This window comes from Rhodococcus wratislaviensis (assembly GCF_900455735.1).
In the GTDB taxonomy this organism is placed as follows: Bacteria; Actinomycetota; Actinomycetes; order Mycobacteriales; family Mycobacteriaceae; genus Rhodococcus_F; species Rhodococcus_F wratislaviensis.
Genome location: NZ_UAUI01000003.1, coordinates 90,449 through 108,265 on the forward strand (window position 1 = coordinate 90,449; position 17,817 = coordinate 108,265).

At 69.0% G+C, this 17,817-nt stretch carries 15 protein-coding genes; 6 read left to right on the forward strand and 9 right to left on the reverse strand.

The window, feature by feature from the left end; genetic code table 11:
- Window positions 1–235 precede the first annotated feature (235 nt).
- The gene (locus DTA22_RS07750; protein WP_037231509.1) at window positions 236–1,603 is read left to right on the forward strand and encodes a PhoH family protein; all 1,368 of its coding nucleotides are present in this window, start codon (window positions 236–238) and stop codon (window positions 1,601–1,603) included.
- A 63-nt stretch (window positions 1,604–1,666) separates the two neighbouring features.
- Here DTA22_RS07750 and DTA22_RS07755 read toward each other — a convergent pair whose 3' ends face one another.
- Entirely contained in the window at window positions 1,667–2,098 is a 432-nt protein-coding gene (locus DTA22_RS07755; RefSeq protein WP_011597956.1) for a limonene-1,2-epoxide hydrolase family protein, read from the reverse strand.
- Between the two features lie 26 nt (window positions 2,099–2,124).
- Window positions 2,125–3,735 carry a serine hydrolase gene (locus tag DTA22_RS07760; protein WP_112299095.1) on the reverse strand — a complete coding sequence of 537 codons (1,611 nt, stop codon included), beginning with the start codon at window positions 3,733–3,735 and terminating at the stop codon, window positions 2,125–2,127.
- Window positions 3,736–3,885: 150 nt separating this feature from the next.
- Between DTA22_RS07760 and DTA22_RS07765 the strand changes: the two genes are divergently transcribed.
- Window positions 3,886–4,743 carry an acyl-ACP desaturase gene (locus DTA22_RS07765; RefSeq protein WP_112299149.1) on the forward strand — a complete coding sequence of 286 codons (858 nt, stop codon included), beginning with the start codon at window positions 3,886–3,888 and terminating at the stop codon, window positions 4,741–4,743.
- Window positions 4,744–4,801: 58 nt separating this feature from the next.
- Here DTA22_RS07765 and DTA22_RS07770 read toward each other — a convergent pair whose 3' ends face one another.
- A complete protein-coding gene (locus tag DTA22_RS07770) occupies window positions 4,802–6,205 on the reverse strand; it encodes a class II fumarate hydratase (protein ID WP_037231515.1) in 1,404 nt (467 codons plus the stop codon).
- 99 nt (window positions 6,206–6,304) lie between these two features.
- Window positions 6,305–7,345: a class II fructose-bisphosphatase gene (gene glpX / locus DTA22_RS07775; RefSeq protein WP_037231517.1), complete on the reverse strand. Its 1,041-nt coding sequence runs from the start codon at window positions 7,343–7,345 to the stop codon at window positions 6,305–6,307.
- A gap of 189 nt (window positions 7,346–7,534) precedes the next feature.
- On the opposite strand from glpX, the gene DTA22_RS07780 reads away from it, so the two are divergent.
- Window positions 7,535–8,104: a DUF4245 domain-containing protein gene (locus DTA22_RS07780; RefSeq protein ID WP_037231519.1), complete on the forward strand. Its 570-nt coding sequence runs from the start codon at window positions 7,535–7,537 to the stop codon at window positions 8,102–8,104.
- A 14-nt stretch (window positions 8,105–8,118) separates the two neighbouring features.
- Here the strand turns inward: DTA22_RS07780 and DTA22_RS07785 are convergent, their stop codons facing one another.
- Genes DTA22_RS07785 through DTA22_RS07795 form a run of 3 tightly spaced genes read right to left on the reverse strand, consistent with a single transcriptional unit; the run spans window position 8,119 to window position 10,241 of the window.
- Complete coding sequence (locus DTA22_RS07785) at window positions 8,119–8,349, reverse strand: exodeoxyribonuclease VII small subunit (protein WP_015889667.1); 231 nt, start codon at window positions 8,347–8,349, stop codon at window positions 8,119–8,121.
- Between the two features lie 3 nt (window positions 8,350–8,352).
- Window positions 8,353–9,609, reverse strand: a complete 1,257-nt coding sequence (gene xseA / locus DTA22_RS07790) for an exodeoxyribonuclease VII large subunit (RefSeq protein ID WP_112299096.1) — start codon at window positions 9,607–9,609, stop codon at window positions 8,353–8,355.
- Entirely contained in the window at window positions 9,606–10,241 is a 636-nt protein-coding gene (locus tag DTA22_RS07795; protein ID WP_037231692.1) for a lipid droplet-associated protein, read from the reverse strand. The genes xseA and DTA22_RS07795 overlap by 4 nt, the downstream gene beginning before the upstream one ends.
- Before the next feature lie 142 nt (window positions 10,242–10,383).
- Between DTA22_RS07795 and DTA22_RS07800 the strand changes: the two genes are divergently transcribed.
- Window positions 10,384–11,394 carry a 4-hydroxy-3-methylbut-2-enyl diphosphate reductase gene (locus DTA22_RS07800; protein WP_037231523.1) on the forward strand — a complete coding sequence of 337 codons (1,011 nt, stop codon included), beginning with the start codon at window positions 10,384–10,386 and terminating at the stop codon, window positions 11,392–11,394.
- Between the two features lie 28 nt (window positions 11,395–11,422).
- Here DTA22_RS07800 and DTA22_RS07805 read toward each other — a convergent pair whose 3' ends face one another.
- Both DTA22_RS07805 and DTA22_RS07810 read right to left on the reverse strand, forming a co-directional pair.
- Entirely contained in the window at window positions 11,423–12,289 is an 867-nt protein-coding gene (locus DTA22_RS07805; protein WP_174233769.1) for a DUF6542 domain-containing protein, read from the reverse strand.
- 23 nt (window positions 12,290–12,312) lie between these two features.
- Window positions 12,313–13,476, reverse strand: coding sequence for a DNA recombination protein RmuC (locus tag DTA22_RS07810; RefSeq protein ID WP_112299098.1), 1,164 nt, complete (start codon window positions 13,474–13,476; stop codon window positions 12,313–12,315).
- A gap of 171 nt (window positions 13,477–13,647) precedes the next feature.
- On the opposite strand from DTA22_RS07810, the gene DTA22_RS07815 reads away from it, so the two are divergent.
- Both DTA22_RS07815 and DTA22_RS07820 read left to right on the forward strand, forming a co-directional pair.
- Window positions 13,648–14,832 (forward strand): exonuclease SbcCD subunit D, encoded by a 1,185-nt coding sequence (locus DTA22_RS07815; protein WP_112299099.1) that lies wholly within the window; start codon window positions 13,648–13,650, stop codon window positions 14,830–14,832.
- Complete coding sequence (locus DTA22_RS07820) at window positions 14,829–17,810, forward strand: AAA family ATPase (RefSeq protein WP_112299100.1); 2,982 nt, start codon at window positions 14,829–14,831, stop codon at window positions 17,808–17,810. Before DTA22_RS07815 ends, DTA22_RS07820 begins: the two co-directional genes overlap by 4 nt.
- The last annotated feature ends 7 nt before the right edge of the window (window positions 17,811–17,817 follow it).

Consider the following 17,817-nt stretch of genomic DNA (forward strand, 5'->3'; position numbering starts at 1 on the left):
CACGTAACTTGATGTTCACCGACACGCCCGCCGCTCGCACGGCCGTCCGGCGTGTTTGGCAGTACCGTCGGGGGTAACAGGCAGCGGGGAAGTTGCTTGTACGGGAGGTCCTGATCGTGGCTGACACACTCAGTGCGAGGGGGCCGGCGCCCGGCCCTCGTGTGGTGACACACCAGGGACGGACCGGTCCAGCGAACCGAGTTTGCGTGGGTGCCACGCAGACCTAGGAGCCAACGTGACTGCTTCACGCTCCGTCTCAGCCCGCGTCGGACGTTCGTCCGCCGCCCCCAGGAAATCGTCGGATTCTGCAGTTCGTACGTTCGTACTCGACACCTCCGTACTGCTGTCCGATCCCTGGGCCGTCACCAGGTTCGCCGAGCACCGTGTGGTGCTTCCCCTCGTCGTGATCAGCGAGCTCGAAGGGAAGCGGCACCACCACGAGTTGGGATGGTTCGCAAGAGAATCGCTGCGCATGCTCGACGACCTCCGTCTGGAATACGGTCGTCTCGACCAGCCCGTGCCGATCGGCACCGAGGGCGGCACCCTGCAGGTCGAGCTGAACCACACCGACCCGTCGGTTCTCCCGGTCGGATTCCGCACGGACAGTAACGATTCGAGGATTCTGGCCTGCGCACTGAATCTGGAGGCCGAGGGTGGCGACGTCGTCCTGGTCAGCAAGGACATCCCGCTGCGGGTGAAGGCTGGTGCGGTGGGACTTCCCGCCGACGAATACCACGCCCACGACGTCGTTCCGTCGGGTTGGACGGGTATGACCGAACTGGACGTGGCGTCCTCGTCGATCGACGAACTGTTCTCCGAGGGTGTCGTCGACCTGGAGGAGGCCCGGGAGCTTCCGTGCCACACGGGCATTCGGCTGCTGGGCGGTTCGTCGAGCGCGCTGGGCCGCGTGAACGCCGAGAAGCGGGTGCAGTTGGTGCGGGGGGAGCGTGAGGCCTTCGGTCTGCACGGACGTTCGGCCGAGCAGCGGATCGCCCTGGACATCCTGCTGGACGACAGTGTCGGCATCGTGTCGCTGGGCGGCAAGGCGGGCACCGGCAAGTCGGCGCTCGCGTTGACGGCGGGGCTGGAGGCGGTGCTCGAGCGTCGCACCCAGCGGAAAGTCGTTGTCTTCCGGCCGCTCTACGCGGTGGGCGGGCAGGAACTCGGCTACCTGCCGGGTAGTGAGAGCGAGAAGATGGGCCCGTGGGCCCAGGCGGTCTTCGACACTCTCGACGGCCTCGCCAGCACCGAGGTGATGGACGAGGTGATCAGCCGCGGCATGCTGGAAGTGTTGCCACTCACGCATATTCGCGGACGGTCACTGCACGATTCGTTCGTGATCGTGGACGAGGCGCAGTCGCTGGAACGCAACGTGCTGCTCACGGTGCTCTCCCGCCTCGGCACCGGCTCCCGGGTGATCCTCACCCACGACGTCGCGCAGCGCGACAACCTGAGGGTCGGACGTCACGACGGTGTGGCCGCGGTGATCGAGAAGCTCAAGGGGCATCCGCTGTTCGCGCACATCACGTTGACGCGCAGTGAGCGTTCGCCGATCGCGGCGCTCGTGACGGAGATGCTGGAGGAGTTCGGGCCGACGCCGTAGGCGCCTGCCCCGCAGCGTGTTCCGCCCGATGTCGCACGGTCCGTGCGGCATCGGGCGGAAACGTCAGAAGGCGCGCACGATCCCTTTGAGCGTGCCCCACAGGAAGTCCCGGCTGCTGAAGTAGTCGCGCCAGACGGCGATCTTGCCGTCCTTCATCTCGAACGTGCCGCACACCCAGAATTCGCTGCGCAGCCGCTTGTAGATCAGGACGTCCGTGCGTTCGGTCAGCACGGCCGTTCCGTCGCCGGCGATGTGGTGCAGACGCACGTCGAATCCGACACCGGGGCGGCTCATTCCGCGGAGAATCCGCATGACGGCGCCGAGCCCGCGGATCTTGGGCAGGGACACGTTGTGCCACACGATGTCCTGGTGCAGATACTGCTGCGCGGCGTCCGGGTCGCCGGCGACGAGTGCATCCAGGAATGCCCGGACCACCTGGACATCTGCCGTGTCGGTTCGAGCGGTTCCCGTGGGTGCGTGCGAGTTCGTGCTCATGGTCTTCTTCCCGTCGATGTGTCGGCTCAGCGGGCGAATGTCCCGCGACCTTCCGTGTCGTAGTACTCGAGTGTGACGTTGTTGCCGGCGAACGTGGCCTTCGAGATGGTTCCGGGCGGGGCGTTCTCACCGCGGGGTGTGAAGGTGAAGGTGTCGCCGTCCCAGTGGGTGAGTGGGAAGGTCTGCCCGGCGGGCCCGAGTTGGAGCGTCAGCGCGCCGTTGCTCTCGGTGACGACGGCGGGGCCCCAATACGGGTTGCCGTAGGTGCCCGCGTAGGTCGGGAGGGGTTGCGGCGGTGCCGGGTTCGCGGGGGCAGTCTGGCCGACGAGACTGCCCTCGGGCTCGTCCATCGGCGCGATGGCCTGCCGGTACAGTGACCTCCAGTCCTCGCGGATCTCCCCGAACTGCACGAGGTCGGCGAACTCGGCGGTGAGGGACTCGGGGATGCCGATGGGCGACCCGTTGGTCAGGGCGACGATGGCGACGTCGGCGGACGGTATCGCGACGAAGTTCGTCGCCACCCCGAGCTGGAACCCGCCGGAGTGGCTGAGGGAGACCCGCCCTGCTGGGGTGGTCGAGACGTTGAACCCGTACCCGTACGACCCCGGCCGGCTGTCCATCGACCGCGGTGGGCTGGACACCATCTGAGGACTGACCGCGGGGAGCAGCGCTTCGGGGGACACGATCTCCTTGCCCTCGAACGTTCCGTCGGCCAGCAGCATCGCCAGCCATTTGCCCATGTCGTTGACGGACGAGCTCACTCCGCCTGCGGGGGACTGGGCGTCGGGGTCGCGCACCGCATCGGCGACGTACTTGCCGTCGACGAGTTGATGCGCGACTGCCCGGTCGCTGCGGGCCTGATAGTCGGCGAATCGAGAACTCGTGGACGACATCCCCAGCGGCTGGTAGATCGTCTGCTCGGACAGTGTCGCCCAGTCCGTCCCGGACGCCGCCGCGACAGCCTCCGCCGCCGCGGTGAGGCCGAAGTTGGTGTACTCGTAGGTGATCCGGAACGGGTTCAGCGGTTCGAGCCGGAGCTTGTCGAGCACCTGCTGCTGGTTGTACCCCAGGTCCTCGAGCAGATCGCCGGCATGATCGGGCAACCCCGACCGGTGCGAGTACAGATCACCCACCGTGACGTGCTCGGTGACCCACGGGTCGGCGAGCGCGAAACCGGGCAACTTCGAGACCACGGGAGTGTCCCAGCCGATCGCGCCGGCATCGACCTGATGGGCCACCACCGTGGACCCCACCGGCTTCGACATCGACGCCAGCTGAAACACGGTGTCGGCGTCCACTTTCTGATCGGTGCCCGCCTCGCGCACCCCGAACCCCTTCGCGTAGACGGTCTGCCCACCGTGGACGACGGCGACCGCCATACCCGGAAGTCCGGAACTCTCCATCAACTCGTTCGCGAGGTCGTCGAGACGGCCCACGGCGTCGTCGATCTGACCGTCCGGGATGTCGACGCCCGCGACCGTGCCCGGGTTCGGCGGCTGGGAAGACTCCGAGGTGGGGGTTCCGCCGGACGTCGCGGCGGACCCGGAGTCGTCCGTGTCGGAGCCGCAACCCGTCACGAGTGACCCGCCGAGCGCGAGAGCCGACAGGAGGATCGTCAGGTTCCGATGTCTGCGCATTGGTGATCCTCTGCTCGGGCCCGGGGAACACTGCCAGCCTAACGACTGCAAGTCCATGACCTGGCCGTTTTCGTCACAACGCCGGCGTTGTTCCCGTCGAATTCACCGGTGGTCGACCCGGCGCCGGGTCGCGGACGCTACGGTGTGCGGATGCCGATTGAAAAGAATGACTCGCAGCTGCTCAGTGAGCTGGCCCCGGTGGTGGACGAAAACCTCACACGTCACATCGCCGAGGCGGACGGCTGGCAGCCGCACGATCTGGTTCCCTGGGACCAGGGCAAGAACTTTGCGTTCATGGGTGGAACGGATTGGTCGGCAGATCAGTCGACGCTGAGCGACGTCGAGGCGCTCGCGCTGACCGTGGGTGTGCTGGTGGCGGACAACGTCCCCGCGTACCACCGGGAGATCGCCAAGCACCTCGCCCTGGTGGGCCCGTGGTGGCGCTGGGTGGGTCGCTGGACCGCGGAGGAGAATCGGCACTCCATCGTGCTGCGGAACTACCTGATGGTGACGCGCGCCGTCGATCCCGTCGCCCTCGAGCGCGCCCGGATGGACGAGATGGTCCGCGGGTACGCGATGCCGCCGATGCACCTGCTCGAGATGCTCGCGAACTCCGCGTTCGAGGAAAAGGCCGCGGCAGTGCGTCATCACAACACGGCAGCGCTCGGCGAGGACGCGCTGGTGGCCGTGATCGCCGAGCGGCTGGCCACGGACGACGAACTGCAGTCGTTGTTCTACCGGAACATCGTCGAGGCCGCGTTCGAGTTGGTACCCGATCAGACGATGCGGGCCATCGCGTCGCGGATCGCCGCGTTCGACGTGCCGAGCGTGGCACTGCCCGGCGGAACCGACAGCACCGCGGTGCTCGCCGAGGCCGGCATCTACGACCCCGCCCAGCAGGGGGAGAAGGTCTTCGCCCCGCTGCTCCGCTCGTGGAACATCGCCGGGCGCGCCGATCTCGGCCCGGAGGGCGAGAAGGCCCGCGACGAGCTGTCCGCGCTGCTGTAGGACTTCTGCGCGAGAGGGCCCGCACTCCGGCGAGTGCGGGCCCTCTCCGTCGGCAGGGTCAGTCCTTCACCTTCGCCATCGCCAGCACGTCGAGACGCTTGTCGAGTTCTTCCTCGCTCAGCTTGTCGCCGATCAGACCACGGTCGACGACGGTCTCGCGGATGGTCTTCTTCTCCTTCAGCGCCTGCTTGGCGACGGCCGCGGCCTCCTCGTATCCGATCGCGGAGTTCAGCGGCGTCACGATGGACGGCGACGACTCCGCGAGGGTCTTGAGGTGCTCGGTGTTCGCGACGAGCCCCACGACGCACCGGTCGGCGAACAACCGCGAGACGTTGGCCAGCAACGTCAACGATTCGAGCAGGTTCCGCGCCATCATCGGGATGTAGACGTTGAGCTCGAATGCGCCCGCGGCACCGCCCCAGGCGACCGCGGCATCGTTACCGACCACCTGAGCGGCGACCTGGGTGGCGGCCTCCGGCAACACCGGATTGACCTTGCCGGGCATGATCGAACTGCCGGGCTGCAGGTCGGGGAGGCGGATCTCGCCGAGACCGGTGAGCGGCCCCGACCCCATCCAGCGGATGTCGTTGGCGATCTTGGTCAGGGACACCGCGATCGTGCGCAGCGCACCGGACGCCTCCACCAGGCCGTCCCGCGCCGCCTGCGCCTCGAAACTGTTCTTCGCCGGTGTGAGGGCGTCGACGCCCGTCGCCTTGACCAGTTCGGCGACGACCTTCGGGCCGAATCCGTCGGGGGCGTTGAGTCCCGTTCCGACCGCGGTGCCGCCGATGGGCAGCTCACCGAGCCGGGGCAGGCAGGCGACGACCCGCTCCATCCCCGCCTCCATCTGGCGGGCGTAACCGCCGAACTCCTGGCCGAGGGTCACCGGGACGGCGTCCATGAGGTGGGTGCGGCCCGACTTCACGACGTGCTTCCACTCGGTGGACTTGTCGAGCAGCGCCAGGCGCAGATGGTCGAGGGCGGGGAGGAGGTCTTTCACCGCGGACTCGGTCGCCGCGACGTGCGTCGCGGTGGGAAAGGTGTCGTTGGACGACTGCGACATGTTGACGTCGTCATTGGGATGGACGACCACACCGTTCGCCGCGGCGATCGATGCGATCACCTCGTTGGCGTTCATGTTGGAACTGGTGCCCGAGCCCGTCTGGAAGACGTCGATGGGGAACTGATCGTCGTGCTTGCCCTCGGCGATCTCGCCCGCCGCGGCGATGATGGCGTCCGCCTTCTCGGCGTCGAGGAGGCCGAGGTCCTTGTTGACCTGCGCACAGGCCGCCTTCAATAGACCCATTGCGCGTATCTGGGTGCGCTCGAGACCTCGACCGCTGATCGGGAAGTTCTCGACGGCGCGCTGAGTTTGCGCGCGCCACAGGGCATCCACGGGCACCCGCACCTCGCCCATGGTGTCGTGTTCGATCCGGTACTGCTGCTCGTTGCTCTCGGTCATGCGTCAAACATGCCACTTCTGAGCGCGTCGTGGGGGCGCTCCCCGTACGCCTTTCCGGTAGCCGGAGCTACCGGAAAGGCGCACGGGCAGCGGAGCTGCCTAGAACGTCGGCGGCACGGCGCCGTCCTCGCCCGTGAAGTCCACGGACGAGTACTCGCGCAGCTTCTCGAGACGGTGGTACGCGTCGATCATGCGGACGGTGCCCGACTTCGACCGCATCACGATCGACTGGGTCGAGGCGCCGCCACCGTAGTAGCGGACACCGCGGAGCAGGTCGCCGTCCGTGACACCGGTGGCGCAGAAGAAGACGTTCTCACCGGACACGAGATCTTCGGTGGTGAGCACGCGGTCCAGGTCGTGGCCTGCGTCGATGGCCTTCTGGCGCTCGGCGTCGTCGGTCGGGGCCAGCCGGCCCTGCAACGATCCACCCATACAGCGCATGGCCGCGGCGGCGATGATGCCCTCGGGCGTGCCACCGGTGCCGAGCAGGATGTCGGTGCCCGACTCCGGACGCGCGGCGGCGATCGCACCCGCGACGTCGCCGTCGGAGATGAGACGGATCCGGGCGCCGGTGTCCCGGACCTCTTCGATCAGCCGGGCGTGCCGGGGACGGTCGAGGATGCAGACCGTCACGTCGGAGGGGGACGCCTTGCGGACCTTCGCGACGCGCTTGATGTTCTCGGCGACGGGCGCTGTGATGTCGATGACATCGGCGGCGTCGGGGCCGACGGCGATCTTCTCCATGTAGAACACGGCGGACGGGTCGAACATTGCGCCGCGCTCGGCGACCGCGAGGACGGAGATGGCGTTCGGCATGCCCTTGGACATCAGAGTGGTGCCGTCGACCGGATCGACGGCGAAGTCGCAGTCGGGTCCGTCGCCGTTGCCGACCTCTTCGCCGTTGAACAGCATCGGGGCTTCGTCCTTCTCGCCCTCGCCGATGACCACGACGCCGCGCATCGAGACCGAGCTCACGAGCTGGCGCATGGCGTCGACGGCGGCGCCGTCGCCACCCTCCTTGTCGCCGCGGCCGACCCAGCGACCGGCAGCCATCGCACCAGCCTCGGTGACTCGGACCAATTCCAGAGCAAGATTTCGGTCCGGGGCCTCGCGGCGACTCGAAGTGGTGCTAGCCGTCATGGGCAGTGCCTCCTGGTGCAGTCACGGTCGACGTTGTACGTCGACGCTGTGTCGGTGGCCGTCGGCCGCCGAGTGTCGGGTGGATCTCGCTGCTGATTCTCCCAGAAAGAAGTGTGACGTGCGCTGCTGGGGCGCGAATCACGGGACCGAGAATCGTTGTTCCGGGACCGACCCTGGATACTGGTGGGCGTGGCATCTGATAAACCCCGCATCCTGCACAACAACCGCGACATGGTGTGGTCGCTCGTACCCCTTGTCCTGTTCTGCGTACTGATCGCGGGTATCGCCAGCCAGTGCACGTTCAGCCCGGGCGGGCCCACCAGTGGCCCGATCCCCAGCTTCGACGTCGACGCGGCGCTGAAGTACGACGCGCAGGACCTTCCGTTCCCGGTACGCAAACCGGAGACGCCGGAGGGCTGGACGCCCAACTCGGGCAGCCGCAGCATCGTCAGCGGCGACGGCGGCGGCGATTCGAGCACCGTCGGATTCATCACCGAAGCCGGCCGCTACATCCAGCTGACGCAGAGCAATGCCGCCGAGACGGTGCTGGTGCCGTTCGTCGCGGGTGGTCCGCGTACCGCGACGGGAACCGAGGACGTCGCAGGTCACAGCTGGATCGTGTACGGCGGGGAGGGTGTCGAGCCGATCTGGGTCTCCGACTTCGGCGACGTCCGGCTCCTCGTGACGGGCAGCGCGTCACCCGAGGCCTTCGAGCAGCTCACCACCGCCGCGGCCGACGCCCCGATCCTCGCCGCCTGACGACCGGGGGAGTGTCAGCCCTCGTCCTCGGCGTGGGCGAGCGCCGTCTCGACGCGCTTGCGCGCCCCGGCGAGGTGCTCCTCGCAGCGTTTGGCCAGGGCTTCGCCCCGCTCCCACAGTGCGAGTGACGCGTCGAGGTCGAGGCCGCCCTGTTCGAGCACCTTGACCACGTCGACGAGTTCGTCGCGCGCCGCCTCGTAGCCGAGCTCGGCGATGTCGGTGTCGTTTCCGGTGGGATTGCTCATGTCCTACTTGTCCTTTCCCATCACCGCGGCACGGATTGCGCCGTCGGCGACTCGAACGCGAATCTGGGTTCCCGGTGGGGCGTCGTCGACCGAACGCAGTACCTCGGGATCGCCGTCGGACACGATCCGCTGAACCACGGAGTAGCCGCGGGCGAGGGTCGCGGCCGGCCCGAGGGTCGTCAGCCGTGCACGCAGGTGCTCGATCGTGGTGCTCTCCGCGGCGATCGCCCGGCTGACGTCGCGTCGCCCGGCCTCCCGCAGTCGCTCGACCTCGTCCGACCGGTGGTCGAGTGCGCGCAGTGGGTCGGCGAGCACCGGCCGGCTCCGCAGCTGGGAGATCAGGTGCGACTCGCGCTGCACCCAGTTGCGCAGCGCAGCGGCGCTCCGCGACCGCAGTTCGCCGACGAGTGCCTGCTCGGCGACGGCATCCGGTACGACCCGCTTGGCGGCGTCCGTCGGTGTCGCGGCGCGCAGGTCGGCGACGTGATCGCTGAGCGGACTGTCCGGTTCGTGGCCGATGGCGCTGACCACCGGAGTTCGGCAGGCGACGATCGCGCGGCACAGCGTCTCGTCGGAGAACGGCAGCAGATCCTCCACACTGCCGCCGCCGCGCGCGAGGATGATCACGTCGACGTGCGGGTCGGCGTCCAGTTCCTTCAACGCGTCGAGGATCTGCGGAACGGCGGTCGCGCCCTGCACCGGGGTGTTGCGCACCTCGAAGCGCACGGCGGGCCAGCGGCGCTGCGCCACGCTGAGGACGTCGTGCTCGGCGGCGCTGGCGCGGCCGGTGATCAGGCCGATGGTGCCGGGCAGGAACGGCAGCGGACGCTTCAGCCGGGGGTCGAACAAGCCCTCCGCGGCCAGCAGCGCGCGCAACCGCTCGATCCGGGCGAGGAGTTCACCGATCCCGATCGCGCGGATCTCCGTCACGCGCAGCGAGACCGAACCTCGTCCGGTGTAGAACGACAACTTGCCGAACATCACCACCCGGCTGCCCTCGGTGAGCGGGACGGGGGAGTTCTGCAGCAGCTGCGGGGAGCAGGTCACCGACAACGACATGTCGACGGACGGATCCCGCAGCACCAGAAACGCGGTCCGGGTTCCCGGACGCGCGTTGATCTGGGTGATCTGTCCCTCGACCCAGACACTCCCGAGCCGGTCGATCCACTGTGCGACCTTGGCCGACACGGTGCGGACCGGCCAGGGCTGCTCGGCGGTGCTGGGTCCGGTACTGGCTGCGCGGGGCTGTGCGGAGGTCACTTGGCCTTGGCGGAGGTGATGCGGTTGGTCAGCATGGTCTGGAACGGCGCGCGTGCCAGGGTCGCGTTCTCGTAGTCCAGCAGCGTCGTGAGGTCCTCGACGGACAGGCTGCGCAGGCGCGCCCGCAGCTGGGCGAGCGTCAGCGTGCCGTAGTCGAGCACGACGGCGATCTCGGGTTCGGCAACCGTCGGCGCGGAGGTCGCGGCCTTCTTGCCCGCGGGCTTCGCGGGGGCGGCGCCGTTGGTTGCGGCCACGGGAGCAGCCTTCGGAGTCGAGACCTTCTCGGGAGCGCTCTCGTCCTGCGGACTCAGCGAGTACAGGGCGAACCGGCCCGGTCCGGCGGGCCGCTCGTCGGTCGCGCCGTCGGCGCCGGGCGCCGGGTCGGTGTCCTCGTCGAAGACGGCCCAGGCCGGCTGCTCGTCGTCGTGGGTCCAGTGGATCAGTGCGAAAGCCTGGTCGCCCTTGATGGCCAGCGCCGTCATGGACTGCTGAACACGCATCGTGGTCTGCAGTACCTGACTGACCGCGGTCATGGGCAGGGTCGCCGCGGTGGTCGGCAGTCTCCTGGCCTCTTCGACGGCCGTCACGGCGATTCCAGCGGCGACACGCGCCACGAACGGGGGACGAATCATTCCCACAGCCTGCCTGACAACGGCATGTTTGGGTAGCCGACGTGCCCACAGCGTCGACGACTTCGGTGCGACGATGCGCACACTACCCGGCCGAGGCCCCGCGAAAGTGTCGTCCGTCCGGGGTGACCCGTAGTCTGGAACCATGTCTTCGGCTGTTCCACTCAATGTGGGTATCACACGTTCTGCAGATTCGGGAGCGTCGCGCGCCGACGGCGAGAAGCGCGTACTGCTCGCGGAGCCCCGCGGCTACTGCGCCGGCGTGGACCGCGCCGTCGAGACGGTGGAGAAGGCGCTCGAGAAGCACGGCGCCCCGATCTACGTGCGCAAGGAGATCGTCCACAACCGGCACGTCGTCGAGACGCTCACCGATCAGGGTGTCGTCTTCGTCGACGAGACCGACGAGGTTCCGGAGGGTGCGCTGCTGGTGTTCTCCGCCCACGGCGTGTCTCCCGCGGTCCACGAATCGGCCGCGGCGCGCAACCTGCGCACCATCGACGCCACGTGCCCGCTGGTCACGAAGGTCCACCAGGAAGCCAAGCGCTTCGCCCGCGACGACTTCGACATCCTCCTGATCGGCCACGAGGGCCACGAGGAAGTGGAGGGCACAGCCGGCGAGGCGCCCGATCACGTGCAGCTGGTCGACGGACCCGACTCCGTCGACGCCGTGACGGTCCGCGACGAATCGAAGGTCATCTGGTTGTCGCAGACCACGTTGAGCGTCGACGAGACGATGCAGACGGTCGCCCGGCTGCGGGAGCGTTTCCCGAATCTGCAGGACCCGCCGAGCGACGACATCTGCTACGCCACCCAGAACCGTCAGGTCGCGGTCAAGGCGATGGCGCCCGAATGCGACCTCGTCATCGTCGTCGGATCCCGCAATTCCTCGAACTCCGTTCGACTCGTCGAGGTCGCACTGAATGCGGGCGCGAAGGCGTCGTACCTGGTCGATTACGCACGCGAAGTCGATCCGGCCTGGCTCGACGGGGTCCGGACGGTCGGGATCACCTCCGGAGCGTCGGTGCCGGAGATTTTGGTGCGCGGTGTGATCGATCTGCTCGACGAGCACGGATTCCACGACGTCCAGCCGGTCACCACGGCCAACGAGACGCTGGTCTTCGCACTGCCGCGCGAGCTTCGCGCCGCGCGGCACTGATCGGACCGCTACCGGCGCTGACCCTGCTCTAGCGGGGCTGCTCCGTCTCGAACGGCGGCTCGTACCGGTCGCGGTAGCGCACCTGCGGAATGGGGTGGGCAGGCACGTCGGGGTTGGGCCGGGGTCGCGGCGTCGTCCGCGGGGGGACCGAACGCGGCGCCTGAGTGGTGCGTGGAGGTGCCGAGCGGGGTGCCTGCGCCGCCCGGTCGACCATCGGTGGTGGGGGCGTGGTGCGTCCGCCCGACGAGGACGAGCGGCGCGGCGGTGGGGTGGCAGCCCGACGCACCGAGCGAGGGTGATCCCGTGCAGCGTCCCTGTCACGCGCCCGTGCACTGTCCTTCTCACGCGCCCGACGCGGCGGTGGAGTCTCCTCCGACCCCTCGGCTGCGCGCCGAGGGCGGGCGGCGCGTGGCGTCCGCTGCGCGCGTCGGCGCTCGGACGTGCGGGCGGGACCGGTCTTGCGTTGCTGCAGCAGGAAGAGGCGGAGTCCGCCGATCAGCAGGGTCACCACGGTGGCGGCGAGCATCACCGGAAATCGGTTGACCAGCGGATACGCGACGTTGATCGCCAGGTCTTTCAGTGCGGTGCTGTTCTCCTCCGCGATCAGGCTCTGTCCGAGCGGCACCGCGACGAACAGGATCAGCGGTGGCTGGACGATCGCGGTGAACAGCGCCCGATTGCCGGCAGCGGCCACTGCGAGGACACAGCCGAGGAAATAGAACGTGGAGAACGCAGCCGTGAGTTCGGTGCCACGAGCCGCATCGACAGCGAATCCGACAAAGGTGACTCCGACGGCCAGGAGAATGACACCCCACCAGGGGAGACCGGGGACCGTAGGGACAATCGACCGCCTGTCGAGCGGCACCCCAGAGCGAGCACGTTGGGTTGCAGACACACAACGACAGTAGCGGCAACTTGTTAACTAGCCTCGTTGGCGTGACCGGTAGAGCCTGAGAGATCCTCGAGATTTGTGCGTCGCGGCCACGAATCGACGGCGCTGACCTCGGTGACGTCGCCGTCGAACACGTCGAGGTCGTGAAGCTTGCGGGCGGTGACTGTGACCCGGGACTCCATCGACGCGACGGTGAGATTGAACGAGTCGACCGCCTTGCCGAGTTGTGAGCCGAGCCGGTCGAGGTGCGCGCCGACCGTGCCGAGCCGCGAATACAGCTCCCGGCCGAGCTGGTGGATCTTCGCGGCGTCCTGAGACAGCGCCTCCTGACGCCAGGTGTGCGCGATGGTCCGCAGCAACGCGATGAGGGTGGTGGGGGTGGCGAGGATCACGTTCCGCGAGAACGCGTGCTCGAGCAGTCCGGAGTCGGCGGTCAGCGCCGCGTCCAGGAACGGATCACCGGGCACGAACAGCACCACGAACTCCGGCGTCGGGTCGAACGACTCCCAGTACGTCTTGTCGGCCAACTGGTCGACGTGCGTGCGCAGCTGCCGGGCGTGCCGGGAGAGGTACTGTTCGCGGGCCGCCGGATCTTCGGTCTGCGCGGCGTCCAGGTACGCCGCGAACGGGACCTTGGCGTCGACCACGATCTGCTTGCCGCCCGCGAGGTACACGAGCAGATCCGGACGGACACCCTCCTTCGACACCTGGGTGTCGAAGTCGCAGTGCCGGACCATCCCGGCCAGTTCGACCACCCGCTCGAGCTGGATTTCGCCCCACCGGCCCCGGATCTGCGGCGCCCGCAGCGCCGTGACGAGCCTGTTCGTCTGCGTGGACAGCATCTGTGACGTGCGGTGCATGCCCTCGACCTGCTCACTGAGCCCGGCGTATGCGTGAACCCGGTTGCGTTCGACGTGGTCCACCTGATCCGCCAGGGCGCCCACGGCCTCGTGTAGCGGTCCGACAAGTCGCGAGATCTGCTCGCCGATCGCACCCGAGTGGCGGCGCGCGGAATCCTCGCTGACCGCGCCGAGCGACTGCCGCAGCAGGGCCTCGTTCTCGCGCAGCGCGGCGAGCTGTGCCTCCGCTCGCGCCGCCCGATCGCCACTCCGCGCCGCGTGCAGCAGCCACCCGAGGGCGGTGCCCGCGGCCAGCGCCAGAAGCATTCCGAGTGCAGCGAGTGCATTCATGTGGCTCATGGTGCACCGACCCACCGACATGTGGGGCACCGCCCCAGCGAACATGTGGGGCACCGCCCCAGCGACATGTGGGGCACCGCCCCAGCGACACGTCGAATCGCTCGGACGCCACGCGGCCGAGGTGTTCGAGGTTGTCGGCACGGTGCTCTACGGTCTCGGGACATGAGGATCCTGCACACTTCTGACTGGCACATCGGACGCACGTTCCACGGGGTGGACCTGCTCACCGACCAGGCCGATGTGCTCGAGGCGATCGCCGCCCTCGTCGCCGATCACGGCGTGGACGTCGTCGTCGTTCCCGGAGACGTCTACGACCGGTCGATCCCCAGCGCGGACGCCGTCACCGTGTGCAACCGCGGATTCGAAGCCATCCGGAACGCAGGCGCGGTCATCGTCGCCACGTCCGGCAACCACGACTCCGCCGCGCGGCTCGGGGCGGGTGCCGCGTTCTCCCGTGCCGGCGGGCTGCACCTCATGACGACGGTCGCCGGGATCGGCTCGCCTGTCGTGCTCGAGGACGAGCACGGTCCCGTCGCGTTCTACGGCATCCCCTATCTCGAGCCCGAGATCACCCGTGCGCAACTGGACGTACCGACCGCTCGGTCGCACGCCGAGATCCTCGACGCAGCGATGGACCGTGTCCGCACCGACCTCGACGCGCGGAACGACACCGGTCCGCGCACCAGGTCCGTTGTGCTGGCCCACGCGTTCGTCGTGGGCGCCGAGGCGACCGGGTCGGAGAGATCCATCTCCGTCGGTGGCGTCGAGACGGTGTCGGCCTCGGCGTTCGGCGGGGTCGACTACGTCGCGCTCGGCCACCTCCACTCGCCGCAGACTCTCGCCGAGAACATCCGGTACTCGGGCTCGCCGCTGCCGTACTCGTTCGGTGAGCGCACCCACAGCAAGGCGGTCTACCTGGTGGATCTCGACGCCGACGGACTGCGTGCCGTCGACCGGGTCGACTTACCGGTGGTCCGCGGTCTCCGGCAACTGACGGGGACGGTGCAGGAGTTGCTCGAGGACGACAGTTTCCGCGACGCCGAGGACTGCTACGTGTCGGCGGTGCTCACCGACACGGAACGTCCGGTCGACGCCATGCGCTCACTTCAGACGCGATTCCCGTTCGCCGTTCACCTCGAGTGGCAACGCCCCGACGGCAGCGACGATCTGCGCTACCGCGACAAGGTGCACGGTCGCAGCGATCTGCAGATCACGCGCAGCTTCATCACCGACGTGCGCAGCGAACCGTCGACCGGCGAGATCCGGCTGGTGGAAGCTGCACTCGGCTTCGCCGACCGGGCCGGCGAGGACACCGCCGAGGTCGTCGCGCTGGAACAGACGGCATGAGGCTGCATCGACTCGAGGTCGAAGCCTTCGGGCCGTTCGCAGGATCGGTGGAAGTCGACTTCGATCGGCTCGGCGCGGACGGGCTCTTTCTGCTGCACGGTCACACCGGAGCCGGTAAGACGACGGTCCTCGACGCGGTGGCGTTTGCGCTGTACGGCACGGTGCCCGGGGCGCGGAAGGACGGCAAACGCCTCCTGTCCGACCACGCGCCCGCCGGTTCGGTTCCGACGGTGACGCTCGAGGCGACGATCGCGGGCCGGCATCTGCGACTCGTCCGCAGCCCGGAGTTCGAGCGCCCCAAGCGCCGTGGGTCGGGCACCATCAAGGAGAACGCGAAGGCCACACTGACCTGGCTGGACGGCCGCGGCGAAAACCTGTCACGGATCCCCGACATCGCCGACGAGGTCGGGCGGCTGATGGGCATGAGCGCCGACCAGTTCTTTCAGGTGGTCCTGCTGCCGCAGGGCGAGTTCGCGAAGTTTCTGCGCGCCGACACCGAGGAACGCGGTCAGCTCTTGGAGAGGCTGTTCGACACCACCCGATTCGGGACGGTGGAGGAGTGGTTCCTCGACCGCAGGCGCGCCAGCGCCCATGACCTGGACGAGCATCAACGGGCCATCGACGTTCTGCTGGCGAGGGTCGCGACGGCTGCGGGCATCGAAGGCGGCGCCGACGCCGATCCGGTGACCTGGGCCCACAAGCTCGAGGACGAGGCGCGCGAAACCCGCGACCTGGCCGCCGACGACCTGCAGAAAGCCAAGAGTCAGGCGAAGGTGGCTCGTGACGCGCTCACGGAGGCGCGCCGCGTCCTCGAACTGCAGACCCGCCGGCAACGAGCCGAGACGGAACTCGACGCCCACGCCGCGGGTGCCGAGCAGCGGGCGGTCCTCGCCGCCGAACTGGCGGATGCGCGCCGGGCCGAACCGGTCGCGACCGTGGCGCGCGACGCCGACGCCGCCCGCGCCAAGGCCGCGGCCGCCGCGCGGAACGTCGAGGCGATCACGGGCGGTCTGCGTTCGACGGTGGGCGGCGCCGATCTCGTGGCGGAGTTGACCTGGCCTCCGACCGCTGACGAACGGGACCACATCCGGTCGAGTATCCGTGCCTGGCGTGACGAGATCGTGCGCCTCGACGGGGCACTCACCGAATCCGTCGCCGCCGACCGGCTCGCCGTCGAAGTGGAGCGGCTGCGCGCCCGGCAGGTCGAACTCGCCGAGGCGGGTGACGCTCTGTCCCGGGAGCGGGAACAATTGCCTCTCGCTCTGCGGGAAGCGGAGAATGCCCTCGACTCGGCGCACAAGGCCCGCGCCGCACTGCCCGCCCTCGTCGATGCCCGGGACCGGGCAGCCGACGCTGCCTCGGCGGCGGCGGATCTCCGCACCCGCCGCACCGAACGGGATCGACTCGACCGCGGCGTGCTCGATGCCCGGCGAAAGCATCAGGACGCGCGGGAGCACTGGCTCGACCTGCTGCAACGCCGGATCGCGGGCATGGCCGCCGAACTGGCGGGCACGCTCGAGGACGGTGTCCCGTGCCAGGTGTGTGGTTCACCCGAGCACCCGCAGCCCGCCGAACCGTCCGAGCTGTCGGTCACGAAAGCCGACGAGGACAAGGCCCTCGACGCGGAGCAGAAGGCCGCGGCAGCGCTGACGACCGCGACCGAGAAGCTGGGCGCGGTGGAGCGCGCGATAGACGTGCTCGTCCAGCGCGGCGGCGACGGTGACGCGGACGAACTCGCGCAGGCCCTCACCGCCGCGGAGACGGCGGTCGGGGAGGCGACCGCGCTGGGCGGTGAGGTCGAGCGCCGGTCCGCAACACTCACCGAACTGCGGGACCGCGAGGCTCACCTGCAGGAACGGTTGCGGGACGTGGGCGTCGACGCCGCCACCGTCGCCGAGAGGATTGCGGCGAGTACGACGCAGCTCGGGGAGATCCGGGCCCGGGTGAGCGAGGCCGCAGGCGACGACCCGAGCGTGGAGGCTCGTCGCGCGCGACTAGACGCCCTTTCCGAATCCGCATCCGAGCTGCTCGACGCGCGGGACGCCGGTGCCGCAGCCGAGTCGGTGGCCCGTGAACTCGTGGCCAAGGCCGAAACACTCGCCGGGGACGCCGGATTCGACGGCACTGCCGACGCCGTGACCGCGGTCCGGACGGCCGCCCGCCAGGGTGAGATCGAGGCCGTCCTCGCCGCGGCGCGGGACGCCGAGGTCGGGGCGCGCAGCGTGCTCGACGACCCCGAGGTCGTTGCCGTCGCCGAGGCGGAGCCCGTGGAATTGGCGTCCGTCCAGCACGCGCACGACGTGGCCGCGGAGGTGGTGAACGTCGCCGTCGCGGCCGCATCCGACGCGGAGCGCCGCCTGCTCGATTTGGAACGGTTCGTCGGTCAGCTCGACAAGGCCGCCGAGGCGATTGCGCCGATGCAGGCCGCGCACGAGGAGCTGGCGGCGCTCGCCGAGGTGATCGCGGGCCGTGGCCAGAACGCCAGGAAGATGTCGCTGCGGTCGTATGTGCTGGCGGCCCGGCTGGAAGAGGTGGCGGTCTCGGCATCCGCGCGGCTCGGCCGGATGTCGGCGGGACGTTACGAGTTCGTCCACAGCGACGAGGCCGGTCCGCGGGGCCGCCGCGGTGGTCTGGGGCTGGACATCCGCGACGACTACACCGGGGTGGTGCGTTCGGCCAAGACCCTGTCCGGCGGTGAGTCGTTCCTGGCGTCGCTGTCGCTGGCGCTCGGTCTCGCCGACGTGGTTGCGGCGGAGTCGGGAGGCGTCGTCCTCGACACGATGTTCATCGACGAGGGATTCGGCACCCTCGACGCGGACACCCTCGACTCGGTGATGGGTGTGCTCGACGAGCTTCGTGACGGCGGCCGGGTGGTCGGGATCGTCAGTCACGTCGACGAGATGCGTCAGCGAATCCCGAGCCGGCTGCACGTGATTCGCGGACGCACCGGCTCCACCGTGGAGGTCGTCGCCGGCTGACCGCCGC